Consider the following 21,442-nt stretch of genomic DNA (forward strand, 5'->3'; position numbering starts at 1 on the left):
GACCCGTGACGTTCAGGAACACCCCGTACTCTGGGTGCCTGTCCGGAGCCGATCACATCGAGCGTGCGGAGCCAAACAGTGGCCATGCGTAGCAGCCCCCTGCCGAGGATGAGTCGGCGCGGACGCGTCACCATCGGCGTCCTGGTCGGGGTGTTCCTCCTGTTCACCCTTCTGGGCTGGGGGGTGCAGGCGTGGACCGACTGGCTCTGGTTCGACGAGGTCCGCTACACCCAGGTCTTCACCGGTGTGCTGCTGACCCGGACGCTGCTCTTCCTGACCGTCGGGCTGGGCCTGGCCGCGTTCGTCGGCGGCAACCTGTGGCTGGCGTACCGGCTGCGGCCGACGTTGCGCCCACACTCGCTGGAGCAGGCCACCCTCGAGCGGTACCGGATGCTGCTCGCCCCCCGGATCGGCACCTGGATCAGCCTGACCGCCGTGGTGCTCGGCCTGTTCGCCGGGCTCTCCGCGCAGGGCCGCTGGACCCAGTGGCTGCTGTTCCGCAACGGTGGCGACTTCGGCGTCAAGGACCCGGAGTTCGGCATCGACGTCGGCTTCTACGTCTTCCAGTTGCCGTTCTGGCGTTACCTGCTCGGGGTCGGCTTCACCGCCGTGGTGCTGGCCCTGATCGGCGCGCTGGCGGTGCACTACATCTTCGGCGGGGTGCGCCTGCAGGGCGTCGGCGACCGGATGACAGGCGCCGCGCGGGCCCACCTGAGCACGCTGGTCGCGGTCTTCGTCCTGCTCAAGGCCATCGCGTACGTGCTGGACCGGCGGGCCATGCTGCTGGAGTACAACGAGGGCGCCAAGCTGTACGGCGCGGGCTACGCCGACGTCAACGCGTTGCTGCCGGCGAAGGAGATCCTGGCGTACATCTCGGTGGTGGTGGCGATCGCCATCATCGTCTTCTCCAATGCGGTGATGCGGAACCTGGTCTGGCCGGGCATCTCGCTGGCCCTGCTCGGGGTCTCCGCCGTCGCGATCGGCGGCATCTACCCGTGGGCGGTGCAGACCTTCGAGGTCAAGCCGAGCGCCCGGGACAAGGAGGCCCCGTACATCCAGCGCAGTATCGACGCCACCCGGGCCGCGTTCGACATATCCGAGGTGCAGACCAAGGGGTACGCGGCCAGCAACCTGGTGCCCCCGCCCAGCCTCGCCACGGACACCTCGGTGGTGCCGAACGTCCGGCTGCTCGACCCGCAGCTGGTCTCCGAGACGTACACCCAGCTCCAGCAGGTCCGGGGGTTCTACGACTTCGGTCCCAAGCTGGACATCGACCGCTACTCGGTGGAGAACAAGACCTCCGACTACGTGGTCGGGGTCCGGGAGATCAACTACGGCGAGCTGACCGACCAGCAGAACAACTGGATCAACCGGCACACCGTCTACACCCACGGCTACGGCCTGGTCGCGGCCCCGGCCAACCAGGTGGTCTGCGGCGGGCAGCCGTACTTCGTCTCCGGCTTCCTCGGCGAGAAGGCCCAGGAGGCGTGCTCCTCGCAGGCCGAGCAGATCCCGGCCAGCCAGCCGCGGATCTACTACGGCGAGCGGATGCAGGCCGACGACTACGCCATCGTCGGGCAGACCGAGAAGGGCAAGAACGCAGAGTTCGACCGGCCCACCCCGACCACCGGCGGCGAGCAGTACTACACCTACACCGGTGAGGGCGGCGTCGAGATCGGCTCGTTCACCAGGCGGCTGCTCTACTCGATCAAGGAGCAGGAGACGAACTTCCTGCTCTCCGAGGCGGTCAACGACAACTCCAAGCTGCTGTACGTGCGTAACCCCCGGGACCGGGTGGAGAAGGTCGCCCCGTTCCTCACCCTGGACGGCGACCCGTACCCGGCGGTGGTGGGCGGCAAGGTCCAGTGGATCATCGACGGTTACACCACGGCGGCGACCTACCCGTACGCCGAGCGGATCAACCTCCAGCAGGAGACCACCGACGAGCTGACCAACCGGGGCACCTTCCAGCTGGCCCGGGAGAACGTCAACTACATGCGCAACTCGGTGAAGGCCACCGTCGACGCGTACGACGGCACGGTCCGCCTCTACGAGTTCGACGACGGCGACCCGGTGCTCAAGGCGTGGAACAAGGCGTTCGGTGGCGACCTGGTGCTGCCGAAGACCGAGATCCCGGCCGACCTGGCCGCGCACTTCCGCTACCCGGCCGACATGTTCAAGGTGCAGCGCAACCTGCTCACCAAGTTCCACGTCACCAACCCCGGCGACTTCTACTCCGGCCAGGACTTCTGGCAGGTGCCCAACGTGCCGGACGCGCCGGACAGCGGGCAGAAGCAGCCGCCGTACTACCTGTTCACCCAGTTCCCCAACCAGGACGCCCCCCGGTTCCAGCTGACCTCGGCGGTCACCCCGAACGGCCGGCAGAACCTCGCCGCGCTGATCTCCGGGTCGTACGTCGACGGGCAGCCGAAGCTGGAGGTGCTGGAGCTACCCGACCAGACCCGGATCTCCGGCCCGGTGCAGGTGCACCAGCAGATGACCAACAACGCGACCATCCGGACCGAGCTGAACCTGCTCTCCTCCAACCAGGCCCAGGTGCAGTACGGCAACCTGCTGTCGTTGCCGTTCGCCGACGGGATGCTCTACGTCGAGCCGGTCTACGTCAAGAGCAACCAGCAGGACGCGTACCCGCTGTTGCAGAAGGTGCTCCTGTCCTACGGCGACGGCGGCTCGTACGTGGTCCTGGCCAACAACGTCAGCGACGGCATCAAACAGCTCGTCGAACAGGGCAAACGGGCCGGGCAGGGGAGCACCCCGCCGCCGAGCGGCGAGACGCCACCCCCGCCGACCTCCCCTTCGGCGTCGCCGTCGGCCTCACCCTCGGCCGGGGCGGGCAGCCCACCGCCCAGCGGTGACCTGGCTGCCGCCGCCCAGCGGGTCCAGACGGCGATCGCCGAGGTCAAGGCCGCGCAGGCGTCCGGTGACTTCGAGCGGTACGGCCGGGCGTTGAAGGCGCTGGACGAGGCGATCACCGCTTTCCAGCAGGCTCAGCAGGGCAACCCGGCGGCTCCGTCCGGCGGCAACCCACCCGCCACGCCGGCACCGTCCTCCGGCGGCTGACCCACCCGCTCCCGCGTCGACGGGCCCCACGATCCGAGTCGGGATCGGGGGCCCGTCGTCGTTGCGGCCGGTCGCCCCGCCGCCGGCGACGCCGCTGCCCGTCCCCGGCGCAGGTGGTACGCGACGCGGAGGGCGACGGGCCGGTGTCGGTCGAGCTGCGCCGGGCCTGATCCGCAGGGCCCACGGTGACCCGTCCGGGGCCGTTTTGCGGGCCCGGGGGTCGGTGCGCTACGGTTAACCAGGCGACGCGGGGTGGAGCAGCTCGGTAGCTCGCTGGGCTCATAACCCAGAGGTCGCAGGTTCAAATCCTGTCCCCGCTACTGTTCGACAGGCCCCGGAGTTTCTTCTCCGGGGCCTGTCGTTTTCTCTATGCGGGTTCCCTCGTCGACCCACCGGTCTGTGGTTCTTCCACCGGTTCTGCTGGGCCGTTTCCGGCTTCCCTCGTTCGTTTGCGGGTTCCTCGTTCGTTTCCGGGTTCACGAAGTTGCCCCTCGGGGGTGGGCAGCCCGATCAGATTGCGTTTACGCGCATCCTCATCGGCATGTCGTCTCTCCAACGGCAATCTGATCCCGCTGCCCGGTGACCGTGCCCTGACAGCCCTGACAGCCCTGACAGCCCTGACAGCCCTGACAGCCGTGGAGCCGTGGTGCGGCGTGGTGGGCGGGGGTGAGCTGGGCGGATGGCGGATTGGGGGGCCGGCTGATCTCCGTCTGGCGGGTGGGTTAAGCTTATCTAGCCGACGCGGGGTGGAGCAGCTCGGTAGCTCGCTGGGCTCATAACCCAGAGGTCGCAGGTTCAAATCCTGTCCCCGCTACTGTTACGACAGGCCCCGGAGTTTACCCTCCGGGGCCTGTCGCCGTCTGTGGCCCGTCTCCGGCGACCCGCCCGTCGCCTCCGGCACCCCGGCCCAGCCCTCAGGCCCAGCTCAGCCCCGGGCGGAGCGGGCAGCGGCCGGTGGAGGTGGCAGCGGCGGGCGGAGCTCAGCCCCGGGCGGAGCGGGCAGCGGCCGGGTGGGCGGGTGCTTCGGGGTGCCGGACTTGCTCTCCTCGGTCAGGATGAGGGCATGTCTACTGGGATCAACAAGTCAACTGCCGTGACGTGGTGGGGCCGGCTGAGCGCGGTGTTCGGCGCGGTCGTCCTCTCGGTCTTCGTGCCGGTGGCCGCGTGGGCGTCCACAGGCACCGGCGAACTGGTGGTGGAGGCCGCCCGTCGCCGGTCGAGGGGCGGTGGATTCGGCGTCATCGGGCTGCTCTGCTGCCTGGTGGTGGTCGGCGGCATCGTCCTGCTGGTGGTCCTGCTGATGCGCAACCGCCGCAGCCGTCCGCCGCGCTGATCCGTCACCGGGCCAGGCGGCCCTGACCCGTCACCGGGCCAGGGCCGCCTGGGCCCGGGCCATGAACTGGGTCGTCGCCGCCCGCGCCCCGGAGCGCCCCGCGCGGATGCTCCGGGCCGCCTCGGTGAGCAGGTCACGCACCTCGCCGTGCCCCTTCGGCGGCGGTTCGGGTGCCGGGCCCACCTGCTGGCGCAGCGCCTCACCGAGGGCGGCGACCTGCTCGGCCAGCGGATCGTCGATGGTCTGGACCACCGCCTGCCGCACAGTCAGGCTGGCCGGCAGCCCCCGTTCCACGCCGAGTAGCCGGCCCACCTCCACGCTGCTGGTCAGGAAGTCGACCACGTCCGCCACCACCTGCGGATGACGGGTGCCCCGGAACCCGGCCCAGTACATCGACGCCCGGTCCCACTGGGCGGCCCGGGGGCCGGGGAAGCCGACCAGGGCCAACTCGTCGTCGCAGTAACGCTGAAGCTCGGGAAACTGGTGGGACCAGGCGAACGACGCGGCGGTGTGCCCGGTGACGACCAGTTGCCGGGCCGGCTCGCCGCCGTCGGCCCGGTCGACCAGCGCTGCCGCCGGAGTGGCCTGCTGGCTGCGGGCCCGTTCCCAGAACTCGAACCAGTCCAGCAGCGCCGCCGAGCCGAAACCCAACTGGCGTCCCTGGTAGAACTTGGTGCCCAGGCCACGCAGCCAGAGCCACAGTGCGCGGTGGTCGCCCGACGGGTCCATCGAGCCGGCGACCCGGCCGCCGCCGGCCCGGGTCACCCGGGCCGCCCAGCTCAGGTAGTCGGCCCAGGTCATCGCGGTGGTCGGCTCGGGCTCCCCGAGCCGGCGGAGCAGAGCGCGGTTGAACACCACGGCGGCGTGGGTCTGCGCGGCCGGCACGCCGTAGACCCGGTCGTCGATCTTCCCGTAGTCCACCAGGCCGGGCGGCAGGGTGTTCAGGTTGATCCGGCCGTCGTCGACGTAGCCGCCGAGGTCCAGGAGGATGCCGCGCTGGGCGTACTCGCCGAGCATCGAGTCGTCGATCTGGAACAGGTCGGGCACGTTACCGCCGCTGGCCTGGGTGGCGAGCCGGTCGTAGTAGCCGCCCTGCCCCTGCCAGGTCACCCGGAAGGTGACCAGCGGGTTGCGGGCCGAATAGAGCCGCAGGGCCCGTTCGGTGGCCTCCGCCCGCTTGGTGCCGCCGTACCAGAAGACGGACAGCTCCACCGGGCCGTCCTGCACCGGTGACTCCTCCTCGACGCCGCACCCGCTGAGTCCGCCGGTGGCCAGCACCGGCAGCCCGAGCAGTGCACCGAGCAGCCGCCGGCGGGCCGGGTCGATGCCGGGTCGGGGCAGCGGGGGACGCACAGCGGGCAACGGGTGCTCCTGGGAAGGGGGGCCGGTAGCCGGATCATTCACGCAGGTGGCGCAGGTGGGTGTCAACGGGGGGTCGGCCTGCCGGCCGCTCCGGCTCCGGGTGGGTGCACCGGCGGGCCGGGCACCCGTGGTGTACTAGGGCGCGTGGAACTTCTGCACTCGGGCAAGGTCCGGGACGTCTACACCGACGGCGACGACATGATCCTGGTCGCCTCCGACCGGATCTCCGTCTACGACGTGGTGCTACCCACCCCGATCCCGGACAAGGGTCGGCTGCTCACCGCCCTGTCGCTCTGGTGGTTCGAGCAACTCGCCGACCTGGTGCCGAACCACGTCATCTCCGCCACCGAGGTGCCCGCCGAGTTCGCCGGTCGGGCGATCCGCTGCCGCCGGCTGGACATGGTGCCCGTCGAGTGCGTCGCCCGCGGTTACCTGACCGGCGGTGGCCGCACGGAGTACGAGCGCACCGGCGCGGTCTCCGGCGTGCCGCTGCCGCGCGGCCTGGTCGAGGCGTCGATCCTGCCGGAGCCGATCTTCACCCCGTCGACCAAAGCGCCGGCCGGGGAGCACGACGAGCCGATCACCTTCGCCGAGGTGGTGGACAAGGTGGGTGCCGAGACCGCCGAGCGGCTGCGCCAGATCACCCTCGACGTCTACCGGCGGGGCGCGGAACTCGCCGCCGACCGGGGCATCCTGGTCGCCGACACCAAGATCGAACTGGGCTGGGCGGCGGACGGCACCCTGGTCCTCGGCGACGAGGTGCTCACCTCCGACTCGTCCCGCTACTGGCCGGCCGAGTCGTACCAGCCGGGTCGCACCCAGTTCTCCTACGACAAGCAGTACGTCCGGGACTGGGCGACCAGCAGCGGCTGGAACAAGCAGCCCCCCGCGCCCGAGGTCCCGGCCGACGTGGTCGAGGCGACCCGGGCCCGCTACGTCGACGTCTACGAGCGGCTCACCGGCGAACGCTGGTCCTGACCCACCGTTCCCGGCCGGCGCTGCACGGGCCGGCCGGGAACAGGGTCAGTTGCCGCCCAGGGCGGTCTTCGGCTCGGCCCGGTAGGAACGGTCCTCGGCCTGCTTGCCGAGCACACCGCCACCCGGGGTCTCCACGCTGAACGCCTGCTCGTCGGTGACGATCCCCGGGCCGTCGCGGCCCTCGTCCCGGTCGTCGTGCCGCGCGGCGGTGGCCCGCCGGGGAGCCAGCTCCGGCGGCACCGGCTGCCCGCCCCGTGCCGGTCGGGGTGCCGGCCCGGCCGACGGGCGACCCCGCAACGCGCCCGGCACCTCCTCCAGCCGGGACACCCGCCCGCCGGACGGTGGCGCGGCCGGCGCGTCCAGCACCGGTGCGGTCGCCTCCGACCGGCCGTCGGCCAGCCACTCGCCGCCCGAGGCCGCCGGACGTGCCACGTCGCCCCGGTCACGTCGCTTCGACCGGGGCGTCCCCGGCACCGCGACACTCCTGGCCGGGCTGCCCAGCACGGACGGGGTGGTGCCCGGCCGGGTCGCCGCAGCGGCGTCGCCGGCCCGTTCCCCGGTGGCGCGGCCACCGCCAGCCGCCCGTCGACCCTCCGGACGACGGCTGTGCAACACCGGTGCGGTGGTCTCACCGGCCGGCCGGCCGAACAGGTCGGCGTCGCCGGCACCCGGGCGGACTGACCCGCGTCGCGCCTCGTCCTCCCCCTGCTCGGTGCCGGGCCGGCGGGTGCCCGGCGAGTGCGGCGCCCCCGTCGTCGAAGGGCCGCCGGCACCCCGTACCCCCGGCGGTGGGGTCGCCGCCGACGGGGCACCGGGCCGGCGAAGCCCGCCCGGCGGCGCGGCCCGGCCGCCCGTCGGCGGCGGGGTGGCGTTCGCGCCGGGGGAACGCAACGACGCCTGGGGCGGCTCGGTGACTCCCGGCGCTCCGGCACCACCGCGCAGCACCCCGCTGCGCAACCCACCCCGCTCACCGGTGAGCCCGTCCAGACCCGGCGGCCGGGCCAGCCCGGCCCGGCCCACCCCGGCGGCGTTGGCATTGGCGTTCACGCCGCTCAACCCGGGTGAACCGGTGGGCAGGCCGGGTGGCGGCGCGACCAGCGGCGGTGCCACCACCGGCGGCGGCGTCACGGCGGGACCCGCCCGCCCGTCGGTGCCGGGCGTCGGGACCGGCGCCCCGGTCTCCGGCGGCGGCCTGAGGGTGTCCAGCACCTGCCGGGCCAACTGATCCGGATCGGTCGGGGTGGGCCGGGGCACCGCCCGCACCGGAGTCGGGGGCTGGTTCGTCCCGCCGGGCGGACGCACACCGGGCGGCCCCACCGGCGGCGGCACGCCGACCGGCCCGCGCCACGGCGGGTGACCGACCGGGTTGAGCACCGCGTCCATCGGGAAGAACGGCGGACCGTGCCCGCCGCTGACCTTGCTCAACGTCTCGACGTAGTCGTCGGCGGTACGTCGGGCCAACTCCTGCGCCCGGCGGTTGAACTCCTGCTGTTTCTCCTGCACCGCCTCGGCCTCGGCCGCCTGGATGCCCTTCTCGCCGTCGTACAGGCCCAGGGTGAAGCCCTGCTTGAAACCCTCGGAGAACTGCGTCCAGCCGTCGGAGTTCTTCGCGTCGTCGAGGGCCTCCCGGTATTGCGTCCAGAGCCGCTCCATCTCCGCCCGGGAGTCGCGGGCGATGCCGACCATCGCCCGCAGCGCGGTCACGTTGTGCTGGGCCGCGTCCATCCACTCGTCGAGGTACGCCAGCGTCTTGCCCGGCCCCGCCTTGAGGAACGCGTCACGGGCCTGCGGGGACTTCCAGTGCTCGTCGTGCAGGGTCCGGCTGGCCGACAACAACTGCTGGTGGATGCTCTGCAACAGGTTGTAGGCGTTCTGCCACTGGTCGGCCAGCGCCGAGATGTCCTCCGGGTGCTGCCCCAGCACCTGCTGGCGGACCGCCTCGATGGTGGCCCCGCCCTCGCCGCCCGGTGCCGGGGTGAACTTCAGGTCCGGGTTCTCCGGCGGCATGACGTACCGGGTGCCCTCGCCGCGCGGGCCACCGTGCGCGTACGTGGCCTGGGCACCCCAGTAGTCGGCCATGGTGTCCTCCCCGGGCTCAGATGCCGTAGTCGTGCTGCTTGATCTCGTCCAGCGCCCGCTTGGCGGGGGATTCGGTCAGCTCGGCCGGGTCCACGCCCTCGGTGTCCTGACCGATGTGCAGCTCCTGCGTGACGGTGCCCTTGCCGTCGGTCGTGGTGACCGTGTGCGTGCCGTCGGCGTGCTGCGCGTCTACCCGGGTGGCGGTCGGCTTGTCTGCGGCGTCGAGCTGCTCGCTGGTCACCGTGTGACCGCCGTCGACGCCGTACGACGTGGTCTCCCGACTGCCGCCGGTGCGCCGGCCCTCGGCGTCGGTGTTGGTGGTGGTGACCACCGTCGAGTTGCCGGTGACGACCGTGGTCGTCCGGCTGGTGCTGCTGTCGAGCACCTTGCCGGTGGCGTCGGCCGTGGTGGTGACCGTCTCGGTGCCCACGCCACCGGGCAACGACCGCTGCACGATGGTGCGCACCACGCCGCCGGGGCCGAGCGCGGTGAAGGTGATGCTGCCGTCCGGGGCGACCCGGGGCTGGCCCTGGTCGACGAACTGCTCGGGGGTCGGCGCGGCGTTGGCCTGACCGCTCGACACCGTTTCGAGGTACTGGTCCCACCAGGTCTTGCCGGAGACGAACGGCGGTAGCCCGGCCGGACGTGGCGCGTCGGCCTCGCCGAAGGCGAACCGGACCGCGTCCAGCGAGGCCGCCGACCAGCCGTCGGTGTTGGCGTAGGCGTCCGCCACCGTCTGCGCGGCCATGCCGATGTTGGTCAGCGCCGCACCCAGGTAGGTCAGGTACTGCTGGAACTCGGCGTAGTTCAGGGTGAGCTGGGTGCGGACGTAGACGCCCTCGGGTAGCGCGGCGCCCTCCCAGGCGCGGTGCGGCAACTGGCCGAGCTGGCTCAACCGGCCACCGTGGCTCTGCAGGTTCTCCTGGATGACGACCATGTTCTTGCCGTAGTCGACCAGCCCGTCCGGATCGACGTCGACGGGTTTCTGATCGCCCAGCCAGTCGGTGCGGGTGTTCTGTTCGGTCTCGTACCGGTACGGGTTGCTGCCGCCCGTGCCGTCGTCCTCGGCCACCGAACCTCCCCTGGTGCGGCGGGCCCCCGCCCGAGTGTCACCGGAAAACGCCCCGAGCGTAACCGCTGCCGACCACCGCCGGGACCCGGTATCGCCGCTGTCACCACCCCGACCAGCCACTCTGGACGTAGTGAGGTAGCCCGATTCGTTACGGGGCGCTACCGTCAGGGTCGGCCACGACGGCCACCACCATCAAGGGGACGCTTCCCTGACCGGGGGGCGCAAGCAGAGGAGCGGGTGAGTCCACCTTGACCGACACTCCTGGACTGGGTCAGGTTCACGCCACCCAGGATCAGCTGAACCAGATGGCGACGCGCTGCAACGACACCGGAGAGGGCCTCGCGCTGGGCATGGCACGGCTCATCGAGCGGGTGCAGGCCCTGGGCGGCAGCGGCATGCGCGGCTCGGCCAACAACGCGCTTCAGGACGTCTCCGTGCAGCTCAACGACGGCCTCAAGAAGATCATCTCGGCGCTCGACGAGTTGTCCGGCAAGATGACCAGCGCCGCCACCCAGTACGGCATGAACGACGAGGACGCCGCGACCGAGATCCGCCAGGCCGCCGCCGAGACCGGCGACGCCAGCGTGATGAGCATCCTGCGCGGCTGACGCCGCCGGTATCCGCCGCGGCCGTGTCGACCCTCCCGGGCGGCCCGTGCCGCTGTGACCAGCGAAAGGTGACCTTCCAGTGAGCAGTCCCATCACCTACAACTTCGCCCAGATCTCCGACGTGGCCACCGCCATCGGCACCTACCAGGGCCAGATGGACGGCAGCCTCCAGGACCTCTACACCCAGTTCACCCAGCTCTTCGCGCAGGACTGGCAGGGACCGGCGGGGCAGGCGTGCGACGAGGCCCGGCAGAAGTGGAACCAGGGCGCCACCGAGATCAAGGAGGCGCTGACCCGGGTCGGCGTGAAGCTCGGTGCGTCGGCCGAGCGGATGCAGCAGGTCGACCAGCAGATCGCCGCCGGCATGTGACCGTCCGGTCCGACGCCCTCCCGGCCGGAGGGCGTCGGACCGGCGGGGCGGCCGGGGCCGGGTCGGCCCGGTTAGGCTGCCCGGCGGAAGGGACCTCGGGGGAGGGACGATGGAGGAACGACCGAACTTCGGCGCGTTGACCGCCATGATCGGTGACCTCAAGAAGGCCTGGTCCGGAATGGACGACGTGCAGCGTCGGATGCTCCGGGTGACCGGCACGGCCTGGTCGGACGACCGCACCGTCAAGGCGGTCGTCGGCCCCCGGGGGCACCTGCTGGAGCTGGACATCGACCCCCGGGTGTTCCGCAACCCCAACTCCAAGGCGCTGGCCGCCACCATCGTGGCGACCGTCCGGCTCGCCGTGGAGGACGCCGCCGAGCAGTCCAAGGAGATCCTCGACGGCAGCATCGCCCCCGACCTGCGGCGGATGGCCCCCGGTGGGGCCCAGCTGGAGAAGCTGCTGCACAGCCACGACGCCGACGTGCGCCTGAAGGGGGACGACGATGAGTAGCTTCGTCGAGATCAGGACGAGCGTCGCCGACATCCTCGGCATCGCCAACCGGCTCCGGATCAACGGGCAGTCGATGTCCACCGCGATGGACGGCAAGCTCGGCGCGATCACCACGCTGGAGGCCGCGCCCGGGACGCTGCCGCGCGACGAGTTCACCGAGGAGTTCCTCAAGACGTACCACAAGTCGGTCGAGGTCTCCGGCGGTGGTGGGCAGCAGATGAACGAGGCGATCAAGGCCACCGTGCCCAAGCTCGGCGAGGCGATGGACAAGCTCGGCGCGTACGTGGCCGACGCCATGTGGAGCTACACCGGCACCGACGACGACAACGCCACCGACATCGACCGGGCCGGTGGCCGGCGCTGACCCGAGGCGGCCGGCCGGGGGACCCGACGGTGCCGGGGAGGACCCCGCGTGAGCGAGAGTGACCACGCCCTCGCCGAGATCCTGGAGTGGTTCTCCGACCTCGAAGCCGCCATCCCGGGCGTCCGCTCCACCGTCGGTGAGATCCTCATCGGCAAGATCCCCGAGTCGGACATCGACGCCGTCTATGAGCTTTCCGACGCCTGGGGTGCCGCGACGCAGGAACTCGCCGCCTTCTACGAGGAGGCGGTGCACGCCGCCGACGGCATCCTGACCAACTGGAGCGGCGACGGGGCCGCCGAGGTGTTCACCCGGGAATGGTTGTCCTACCTGGAGTCGCTCGCCGGCACGGTCGACACCCTCGCGTCCATGGAGGAGGCGGTACAGAGCTTCGGCCTCCAGGTCGAGCTGATGAAGTTCATGGCCCTGCTCGGCCTGATCATGCTCGCCGTCTCGCTGTTCATGCTGGTCGCCGCCGCCATCCCGTCGCTCGGCCTGTCCACCGCCGGCATCCCGGGGGCGTTCGCCGCCTGCCGCGCCGCGATCGGGGCCGCCGCCACCAACGCCGTACGGGCCATCGGCAGCATCTCCGTCCGCGCCGCCCTCGCCGAGGTGACCGCGCTGCTGACCCGTACCCTGCCGACGCTCGTGCGGACCCAGTTGCCGAACCTGGTCCGCACCCAGGTCCCCCGGCTGGTCACCACCCAGCTGCCGCGCTTCGCGCGGACCCAGGTCCCCGCCTTCGTCCGGCAGACCCTGCCGACGGTGATCCGGCAGGGTGCCGGCACCCTGGCCCGCAACACCCTGCCGCGCAACGTCATCGCCCGGTCGGTCGCCGACCGGATGGCCGGTCAGTGGCTGCGCGGCGTCACCAACCGGGAACTGCTGCGTCAACTCGGCCGGGAGGCCGGGCTGGAATCCCGACGGCTGGCCGGGCGGAGCCTGCTCGCCGCCCGCAACCAGCTCGCCCGGGAGATCGAGGAACAGTTGCTGCGCAAGTTCGGTGCCCGGGTCGGCACCGACCTCGCCACCCGTGGCGGCGTACGCCTGGCCGGCACCGAGGCGTTCGAGCAGCTCAGCCGGGCCACCCTGAGCCAGTACGCGACCCGTGAGATCGCCACCACCACCTTCGGCCGGGAGCTGACGAAGTACCTGGGTCAGCGGGTGGCGTTCGGGGCGGGATTCATGGGCGGCGGCAACCTGCTGGGCCAGATGTACCAGATCGCCGGGGGCGAACGGGCCAGCCTCGACCTCGGTCAGCTCGGCGTCTCCACCGTCCAGGGTGGGCTGTTCGGGGCGTCCATGTTCGGCGGTATCCCCGGCCACGTCATCGGCGGTGGGGTCACCGGCGCCCTGGTGACCGGTGCGACCGACGCCGCGCAGGGGAAGTTCGACCTGCAGAACATGTTGCACGGCGGCGCGGAGGGGGCCAAGGCCGGCGTCATCTTCGGCGCGCAGAACAAACTGGACACCGTCCGGGTCGGCGGGACGAACCTGCGGATCGGGCGCGACGTGATGGTGCTGCCCGAGGGAATGGCCGCCGTCGACCGGGCCGCCGGCCTGCGGGTCACCTACAGCGAGCGGGGCGCGGTCTGGGCCCACGTCGACGGCGACGGCCAACGGCTCGACGGCGGGGCGATCGCCGCCGACGGCACCGTGCTCGCCCGCGACGGCGTCCGGTCGCCCGACCCGACGGTGGTCGACGGCGACGGGCCCACCCCCGGCGGCCCGGGTGGCCCGCACCCGCCGCGACCCGAGCTGCCCCCGGCCGACCTGCCGCAACGCACCGACCTGGTGGGCGGCACCGGAGGCGGGGACGGCGGCGGCCCGCGCCAGCCCGCCCACCCGACTCCGGTACGCAGCCCGGAGGCGGGGGCCCGCCTCGCCGACCCGGCCCGCCCGTCTGTGGACCCGGCCCGGCCGTCTGCCGACGTGGTGCGGCCCGGGGCTGAGCGGACGCCTGGCGAGTGGTCCCGCCCGGGTGGCGACCGGGTGGTGGGGGAGTCGACCCCGCCGACCGGCGAGCGGGCGGCCGGTGAACCGGCGACCCGGTCGACGCTGCCCGACACCGCGCCGCCGCACGGTCCCGTCGACGGCGGTCCCACCCACCCCGACAGCCCGCCGCCCGGCCGCGACGTCGACCCCGGCGGCCGCGACCCCGCGTCGCCCGCCCGCGACGTCGAGCCGGTCCGCCGTGACGCCGACCCGGGACACCGCGACGCCGAGCCTGTCCGGGCCGACACCCGCCCGGACCACTCCCGCCCCGGGGACCGCCCGGCCACCGCCCGGCACCCGCAGGACCGGCCCCCCGAGGATCGTGGGGCGGAGAACCGGTGGCCCGAGGAGCAGGACGCGCAGACCGGGGCCTCGATCCGTCCCCGGGTCGCGCCCGGCCGGACCGGAGAGGACCTGGACAACTCGTGGCCGAGAAGAACCGGTGATGGCGATTCTGGTGGACTTCGAACTGGTCCGGAAGGACAGTCGGGAGGTCGAGTACAGCTTCGGCTACCCGGAGAAGGACCGTCGGCTGGTCATCCAGAAGGCGTCCCGGGAGGGGCAGGTGCTGGACGGGCCGGCGGACATGCAATACCGGAAGGCGTACGGCAAGATCCTGCGGATGCAGGCCGAGGCGGCGAGCTGGCCGCCGGGGGGCAGCTACGCGGCGTAGCGCAGGGACACGTCCCGGTCGAGCTGGTACCGGCCGGGTCGCACCCGATCGGGCCCTCGGTGCCGTTGCCCGAGGTGGTGCGGTCGACGTTCGACGGGCACGTCGGTCAGCTGCTGGCCGGCCGGGACGCCGGGCCGGTGGACCAGCCGCACCGGGCCAGCTGGGACGAGTCGTCCCGGCTGCTCACCGTCGAGTACCCGGACGGGTTGCGGGTCGGGGTGGTGCTCCAGGTCAACTCGGCGCTGCCACCCGGGCAACCGGTGGTGCTGCGGCCGGGAATGACGGTCGAGCACGGGCAGTGGGTGCAGCGGGACCCGGCCGGGGTCGTCCTGCCGGAGCACCTGCCGGCCGACCCGGCCGCACGGGCCGCCTTCGTCGACCGGCAACTCGGCGACGCCTGGCGCACCCTGCACCACGAGATCCACCAGGTGCTCGACCGCCCCGTCGATCCCGGCCGGTCCGGCGTACCGGCGGACGGCGTGGTGGCGGACGGCGTGCCGACGGACGGCGTACCGGACGGGGGACGGGACGGGGCGACGTCGCCGGACGGGCCGACGCGACCCGGACCGGTGCGGACGCCGCCGGAGCCGTCGCTCGCGGCGCTGGAGGCACCGGTGCGGCCCGACCCGCCGGTGCTGGACGCCGACGCGGTCGGTTTCCGGGACGCCGCCGCCCCCGCGCCGGCACCGCCGACGCCGCTGACCCCGGACACCGTGCGCGGCCTGCTCGCCGGCGACCCGGCGACCCCCGGGCAACTGCGGGACTGGGCCCGGGAACACCTCGCGGTGCGCCAGCAGGACGGCTCCTACCTGCCGCGCAGCCAGGCGGAGACCGACGCCGTGGTGGCCCGGCTGCGCGCGGAGACGACCGCGCTGGTCGCGCAGCGGACCCCGGCCGACCCGAACGCCACACCGCCCGCCGTCCCACCTCGGGTGGGCGACGAGTTGCCGATCAGCCAGGAACTCGCGCCGAGCGGCAACTTCCCCGCCCACCGCACCCGGACCGGCGCGGAGCTGCCCGAGCAGGTGCACGAGCTGGTGGGCAGGGCCAAGGAGCACCTGCTGGCCCGGTACCCGCAGGCGGCGGTCGCCGGCCGGCTCGCCGACCTCGACGCGGTGGCCGGGCAGGCCGACCGGTTGCAGGCGGCCGCCGACCGGGCCCGCGACGGCGGCCCGCTCGGTGACGTCGTCCGGGAGGTACGCGCGCTGAGCCGGGCGGTCGACGGGTACGCCGACCGCTACCGCGACTGGCGGGACTTCTCCCGGGGCGGGGAACACGCCGACCCTGGCTGGCGGGACCTGGACGGGGTGGATCCGCTCAACTCCGTCGAGATGGCGCACCGGGTGGTCAGCGTGGACCCGGTCACCCACCGGTTCCACGTCATCGACCAGGCGATCGCGGTGGCGAAGATCGGTGACGTGCTCGGGCCGGCGTTCGAGCGGCACGCGGCCGACACCTTCGACCGCGTCATCCCGAAGGCCCCCGACTCCGCCCGCGCCCTGGTGCCGGCCGAGGCGTACACGCCCGCCCTCGAACAGTGGATCGCGCAGGGCGCGCGGGGCGGTTTCGACTCCCGGCACGGACTGACCTTCGTCGCCGCCGAGGACGGCGGGCGACCGCGACCGATCAGCGCCCTCGCCGCGACCGTGCTGCACGAGGGCATGCACCGCCTCCAACCGAACCCGGACCACATCGGGGCGCACCTGCTCGAAGCGGTGGCCGAGGGCCGGCTTCCGCGTGCCGCGCGGGACGCCGCCCTGGTCGGCCTGCGCTTCGAGGGCGAGTTCCAGGCGTTCACCGTGCAGCAGCAGTTCCTGCGGGGACTCGCCGGATTCCGGTCGACCGACCATGCCTCGGACCCGCGCCTGCCGCGTTCCGACGGCTACCGGTCGCTGGCCGACCTCACCCCCCGGGAGCTCCAGGAGTACGTCGCCAGCCGCTACGTCGCGCCCTCCAGCCGGTCGGCGCTCTCGCCGGACATGCTCCGGCGGCTCGCCGAGCTGCCACCGGAGAGCTTCGTGGAACGGGCCCGGCATGCCATTGAGGAGGCCACCCACCCACTCGCGGAGCAGCGACGACAGGGCACCCTCCACGGCCCGATGAGCCGCGACGTCGCCGAACGGTACGGCCTCGACCTGGACACCCTGGGCAGGGAACAGGCGGGACGGGTGGAGCCGCCGCTCCGCGACCGGGGCGGCCCCGCCCCGACCGTCCCCCCGGATTCCGCCGGACCGCCGCCGCTCGCGGAGTGGGGTCCCGGGAGCCCGGCGGACCGTCCCGGGTTCCGACCGTCCGATCCGGTTCCCGAACGGCCCCGGGGTGGGCTGCGGCGCATGGTCGACCGGGTCGCCGGTGTGTTCCAGACGGCGGAGGCCCCGCAGGCGCGGCCCTGGGGCGACGATCCGCAGGACGCTCCGGTCGACCGGCAGCCTCCCGGTGACCCGCGACCCTGGGCGTCCGACGGACCCTGGTCGCCGGGGGAGGTCGGGCCTGCCCGGGGTGGGCCCCGGCCGCCCGTCCCGGCGGTGGACGCCGCCACCCTGCTGCGGGCCGAGGAACGGCGGTACGCGCTGGAGGAACTGCGCGCCGCGACGGACCCGATCGACCAGGCACGGCTCCGGGCGGAGCTGGACCGGTTCGACGCCGACCTCGCCCGGCGCGGTTACCCCGTCCACCAGCTGGAACCGGTCCCCGAGGCCGCCCGGCCGCAGGACGGGCCGTCCGTCGACGGACGCGACCACTCCCGTCACGACGAGCTCTGGACCGACCGCCGGTGGCGGCAGGAGGACCGCCGACCCTCGCTGGACGAACTGCTCCCCTCCTCCGACGAGGAGGTGGCGGCCTGGTCGGATGTCGTCCGCGCGGAGGTCGCCGCCCAGTTGGACGGGCGTGAGTTCGCCGGCCTGCGGCTCCGCCTCGACCTAGCCGACGAGTACAGCGTCAGTGTGCACCAGGACCAGGTGATCGTCCGGGCCGACATCGTCGATCCGGAACACGGCAGCGTCGGGCGGGTCGTGCGGGCGTTCCACCGCGACCACGACGGCAGTCTCTTCGTGGAGCACACCTCGCTGCGGCTCGCGGAGAGCGTGCAGGGCAGGGGCTTCGCCCGGGAATGGAACGCCTACCTGGAGGACTGGTACCGGGAATCGGGCGTGCAGCGGATCGAGGTGCACGCCGCCTCCACCGTCGGCGGGTACGCGTGGGCGCGCGACGGGTACGACTGGGCGCCGGACACCGGGCACCGGGCGAACGCCGTGCTGGACCGGCTCCGGGCCGAACTGCGCGAGGTGGACGCCGACATCGCGCTGGCCGGCCGCTCCACCGACGGCCCCGTCGACCCCGACCGGCTCCGGGCGCGGTACGGCACCACCGATGCGCAGCGGGTGCTCGCCGAGGCGTACCGGCAGCGGGAGGCGGGACGGGAGATCCTGGACCGGGCGGCCCGGCACCCCTTCGGCAGCAGCCGGTATCCGACCCCGTTCGAGATCAGCCAGGCCGGCTGGGGCGAGCACCACCGGGGGCGGGACGCCTCGTGGATCGGCAAGCGGGCCCTGCTCGGCGCGGACTGGAAGGGCGTCAAGCCGGTCAGCGACACCGGCCCGCTGCACCCCCGCTCGGCGTACACCGTCGGGTTGCCCCGGGTGCCCGACCCGTCGGCGATCCACGGCCTGCTCAGCGGCGGCCATCCGCCGGTCACCGCGGCCCGCGTCCCCGACGCGCAGTTCCACGGGTACGGCCGGGAAACCCCCGAGCCGGAGCTGGTGCGGCAGCTCGGCGACGACGCCCTGCGGCAGACCATGGGCCGGTTGCCGGCCGACAGCCCGCTGCGGGACGTACGGCTGGAGTTGACCGCCGTGCCGGCGGACGCGCTGCCCGACGGCGCGGTGGCCCGGTCGGTGCCGGTCGACGCGGCCGGCCGGGACCTGCCGCACGGCACCGTCCCGCCGGACGGGGGCGGGTGGCGGATCGAACTGTCCGACCGGGCGGCGGACGTCACCGTGGCGCGGGCCGTCGCCCACGAGGCCGCCGAGCTGACCGCGATCAGCGAGCGGGCGGCCGGTGGGCTGGACCCGTTCGCCCCGGACGCGTTGACCCCCGGGGCGCTGGCCGACGGCGTCGGCCTGAGCCCGCACGACCTGGGCCGGCTGGCCGAGGCGGAGGTGCTGGCCGACCTGCTGCACGACCCGGCGCAGGCGGCGTACGCCCGCACCGAACTGCGGGCCCTACGCGACCATCTCGGGCTGCACCCGGACGATCCGGGCCTGGCGGCCCGGCTGCGGTTGCTCGACGGGCGGCTGAGCGACGCCGGCCGGGAGGCGCTCGTCGGCGCCGACCCGCCGGCCCGGACTCCGACGCTGCGGATGCTCGGCTTCGCCGAGGGGGTCGCCCCCGGCGGGACGGTGCACCGGGTGGCCGAGGCCCTCGGTGGGCGCGGCGACGAGCTGAGGATCCGGGTGCCGGGGGCGCAGTCGTCCACGCCGGCCCCCGGGGTGCGGGTGTTCGGCGCGGATCCCGTCCCGGGCGTCACCGGGCCGCTGAGCCCGCTGCTGCGCCCGGACGGGCTGCCCGGCGACGTGGACGTGCTGGTCGGCCACGGGCAGACGGCGGGCATCGCGGACGTCCGGCGGGACGCCTACCCGGACGCCACTGTCGTGCAGCTCCTCGACCGGGTGCCGACCGACCCGGAACACCTGCGGGTGCTGTCCCGGGCGGACCTGGTGGTGGCCGTCGGCCCGGACGTGGCGGACGGGCTGCGGCAGGGACTGACCGGGCTGGGCGGGCGGATGCCGGAGATCCGCGAGGTGACGCCGGGGTTCGTGCCCCGCCCGGTGCCGCCCGCCGGTGACGGCCCCGGCGCAGGCCCGAGGCTCCTGGTGTACGACGGCGACTCGGCCGCCCACCGCCAGGCCGCCCGGGTGGTGGCCGAGTTGCGGTCCCGGGGTCTGGACGGTGCCCGGCTGGTGGTGACCAGTGTGGAGTCCGACCCCGGCGTGCGGCAGGTGCTGAGCCGGGAGCTGAGCACGCTCGCCGGCACGTTCGTGGAGGTCCGTGCGCTGCCGACGGAGGCGGAAGCGGTCACCGCGACGTTCCACGCGGCGGACGTCGTGCTGGCGTCGTCCCGGGGCGACGGCTACGACCCCGGGTTCGTCCTCGCCGCCGAACACGGCGTCCCCGTCCTGGTCGACGGCGCGACCGGTGCCGGCCGGCTGCTCACCGACCCCGACCGGGTCCCGGCCGGCCTGGGTCGGGACTCCGTGGTCGACGAACCCCGGTCCGCCCCCACCGCCTGGGCGGACCGCGTCCAGGGGCTGACCGACCACGCCGTCGCCGGCCGCGAGCGCGCGCTGGAGCTGCGGGGGCACCTCACCGGACGGTTCGGGCCGGAGGTGACCGCGCAGGTCGTGCACGACGGTCTGGCGGCGGCCGGGGTGCGGGCCGGCCGGGTCGCCGACGGCGACTGGTTCGGCGAACTCTCCCCGTACGAGGTGGTGCGTCGGAACCCGGCCCCGACCGGGGAGACCGCCGGGCGGCTGCGGGTGATGACCACCTGCACCGAGTGGCACTCGAAGCTCGGCGGGGTGCCGACGGCCAACCGGGAGCTGACCGAGGCGTTCGCGGCGGCCGGGGCGCAGGTGCACGCGCGGGTGTCCGCGGTCGACCCGGACCAGCCGGAACTGGTCCGGGAACGCGTCGCCGACAACCTGGAGGTGACGGGCGTACGGCCGGTGTGGGGGGTGCTGGACGCCAAGGGCCTGCCCGACACGAGGGCGCTGCTGATGCTCTTCGAGAACCTGCCGCCCGAGGTGGACGTCGTGGTCGGCCACTCGCGGTTCAGCGGTGGCGTGGCCCGGCTGCTGGTGGAGCAGCTCTACCCCGGGGCCCGCTACGTCCACGTGCTGCACACCGCGCCGGAGGTGCTCGACGGTCTGCGGGGCAACCCGGGTGAGGGCCTGGGACACGCCGAGACGGAACGTCGCCTGATGGCCGGTGCCGACCTGGTGACCGGGTTGGGTCCGCTGCTCGGTCAGGAGGCGGCCCGGCTGGCCGGGGAGGGGACGGCCCACCCGCCCCGTACCCACGAGATCGTCTCGGACATGCCCCGCCTGCCGGGCGAGCCGGCCGTCCGGCCGGCCGACAAGGTGGGCTTCGACCTGGTCGTCCAGGGTCGCGCCACCGACCCGATCAAGGGCATCGACTTCGCCGCGAAGCTGATCCGTCACCTGCGTGCCGAGGGGGTCGACGTCCGGCTCACCGTGCGCGGTGCGCCCCCCGCCGACGTGGCGGCGCAGACCGAACGGCTCGCCCACCTCGCCGGGACCGGGATCCGGGTGCTGCCGTTCGTGAAACCGGGCAGCCCGGAGCTGATGACCGACCTGTACACCGCCGACCTGGTGCTGATGCCGTCGATCCACGAGGGCTTCGGCCTGGTGGCCAGTGAGGCCGCCCGGGCCGGGGTGCCCGTGCTGGTCGGGGAGGGCACCGGCGCGGGACTGTTCTTCGGCGACCCGAGGTACGTGCCGGCCGCCCTGGGCGAGGCGGCCACGGTACGGGACGGGGTCACCGTCGCCGCGTGGCGGAGCGGACTCGCGGCGATCACCCGCCCGGACGGCACGGTGGACCCGGCGGACCAGCGGGCGCTGCTGGACCGGGTGGCCGACGAGCGGGTCCCGGTGTGGGCCGGGCACGTGCGGCGGCTCCTGGGCGAGCTGTCGACCCAGCGTGACCGGGCGCTCGACCTGCGCCGCTACCTCGACGCCAGGTATCCGCCGGGCAACGCGGCCCGGGAGCTGCTGGAGGTGTTGACACGCCCGACGGAAGCCGGGTCCCGCCCGGGGCCGGTGTCCCGCCCGGACGCCGGGTCCCGTCCGGATGCCGGGTCCGGCCCTGAGTCCGCCGGCACCGGGTCCGGGCACGACGGCGACGCCGACGCGCCGACGCCCGACGTGCCGTCTCCCGACGTCGACCGTCCGGCGTCGGGCCGCTAGCGTGGGACGGAGCCGACCGGCCGACCGTGCAGG

At 73.7% G+C, this 21,442-nt stretch carries 11 protein-coding genes and 2 tRNA genes; 10 read left to right on the top strand and 3 right to left on the bottom strand.

The window, feature by feature from the left end; all coding sequences use genetic code 11:
- Positions 1-84: 84 nt before the first annotated feature.
- The 4 genes from AB0B63_RS05145 to AB0B63_RS05160 all read left to right on the top strand — a co-directional run bounded on the left by AB0B63_RS05145 (position 85) and on the right by AB0B63_RS05160 (position 4,414).
- A complete protein-coding gene (locus tag AB0B63_RS05145; RefSeq protein ID WP_357014711.1) occupies positions 85-3,081 on the top strand; it encodes a UPF0182 family protein in 2,997 nt (998 codons plus the stop codon).
- A 246-nt stretch (positions 3,082-3,327) separates the two neighbouring features.
- Positions 3,328-3,401, top strand: a tRNA-Met gene (locus AB0B63_RS05150).
- Positions 3,402-3,821: 420 nt separating this feature from the next.
- Positions 3,822-3,895 (top strand) — tRNA-Met (locus tag AB0B63_RS05155).
- A gap of 249 nt (positions 3,896-4,144) precedes the next feature.
- On the top strand, positions 4,145-4,414 hold the full coding sequence (locus tag AB0B63_RS05160) for a hypothetical protein (RefSeq protein ID WP_208568077.1): 270 nt from the start codon (positions 4,145-4,147) through the stop codon (positions 4,412-4,414).
- Between the two features lie 30 nt (positions 4,415-4,444).
- On the opposite strand, the gene AB0B63_RS05165 is transcribed toward AB0B63_RS05160, so the two are convergent.
- On the bottom strand, positions 4,445-5,767 hold the full coding sequence (locus AB0B63_RS05165) for an extracellular solute-binding protein (RefSeq protein ID WP_357015142.1): 1,323 nt from the start codon (positions 5,765-5,767) through the stop codon (positions 4,445-4,447).
- Positions 5,768-5,920: 153 nt separating this feature from the next.
- Here AB0B63_RS05165 and AB0B63_RS05170 point away from each other — a divergent pair, with 153 nt between their 5' ends.
- Positions 5,921-6,754: a phosphoribosylaminoimidazolesuccinocarboxamide synthase gene (locus tag AB0B63_RS05170; RefSeq protein ID WP_357014713.1), complete on the top strand. Its 834-nt coding sequence runs from the start codon at positions 5,921-5,923 to the stop codon at positions 6,752-6,754.
- 45 nt (positions 6,755-6,799) lie between these two features.
- On the opposite strand, the gene AB0B63_RS05175 is transcribed toward AB0B63_RS05170, so the two are convergent.
- Both AB0B63_RS05175 and AB0B63_RS05180 read right to left on the bottom strand, forming a co-directional pair.
- Entirely contained in the window at positions 6,800-8,833 is a 2,034-nt protein-coding gene (locus AB0B63_RS05175; RefSeq protein ID WP_357014716.1) for a hypothetical protein, read from the bottom strand.
- A gap of 16 nt (positions 8,834-8,849) precedes the next feature.
- Positions 8,850-9,905, bottom strand: coding sequence for a hypothetical protein (locus tag AB0B63_RS05180; protein WP_357014717.1), 1,056 nt, complete (start codon positions 9,903-9,905; stop codon positions 8,850-8,852).
- Between the two features lie 248 nt (positions 9,906-10,153).
- On the opposite strand from AB0B63_RS05180, the gene AB0B63_RS05185 reads away from it, so the two are divergent.
- From AB0B63_RS05185 to AB0B63_RS05205, 5 genes are all read left to right on the top strand, one after another.
- Positions 10,154-10,513, top strand: coding sequence for a WXG100 family type VII secretion target (locus AB0B63_RS05185; RefSeq protein ID WP_244252578.1), 360 nt, complete (start codon positions 10,154-10,156; stop codon positions 10,511-10,513).
- Between the two features lie 79 nt (positions 10,514-10,592).
- A complete protein-coding gene (locus AB0B63_RS05190; protein WP_088644222.1) occupies positions 10,593-10,883 on the top strand; it encodes a WXG100 family type VII secretion target in 291 nt (96 codons plus the stop codon).
- A gap of 109 nt (positions 10,884-10,992) precedes the next feature.
- On the top strand, positions 10,993-11,394 hold the full coding sequence (locus tag AB0B63_RS05195) for a YbaB/EbfC family nucleoid-associated protein (RefSeq protein WP_208568081.1): 402 nt from the start codon (positions 10,993-10,995) through the stop codon (positions 11,392-11,394).
- Complete coding sequence (locus tag AB0B63_RS05200) at positions 11,387-11,758, top strand: hypothetical protein (RefSeq protein ID WP_208568082.1); 372 nt, start codon at positions 11,387-11,389, stop codon at positions 11,756-11,758. Before AB0B63_RS05195 ends, AB0B63_RS05200 begins: the two co-directional genes overlap by 8 nt.
- 48 nt (positions 11,759-11,806) lie before the next feature.
- Complete coding sequence (locus tag AB0B63_RS05205; protein ID WP_357014721.1) at positions 11,807-21,409, top strand: glycosyltransferase; 9,603 nt, start codon at positions 11,807-11,809, stop codon at positions 21,407-21,409.
- The last annotated feature ends 33 nt before the right edge of the window (positions 21,410-21,442 follow it).

The sequence above is a fragment of the Micromonospora sp. NPDC049081 genome (assembly GCF_040648835.1).
Classification (GTDB): Bacteria; Actinomycetota; Actinomycetes; order Mycobacteriales; family Micromonosporaceae; genus Micromonospora; species Micromonospora antibiotica.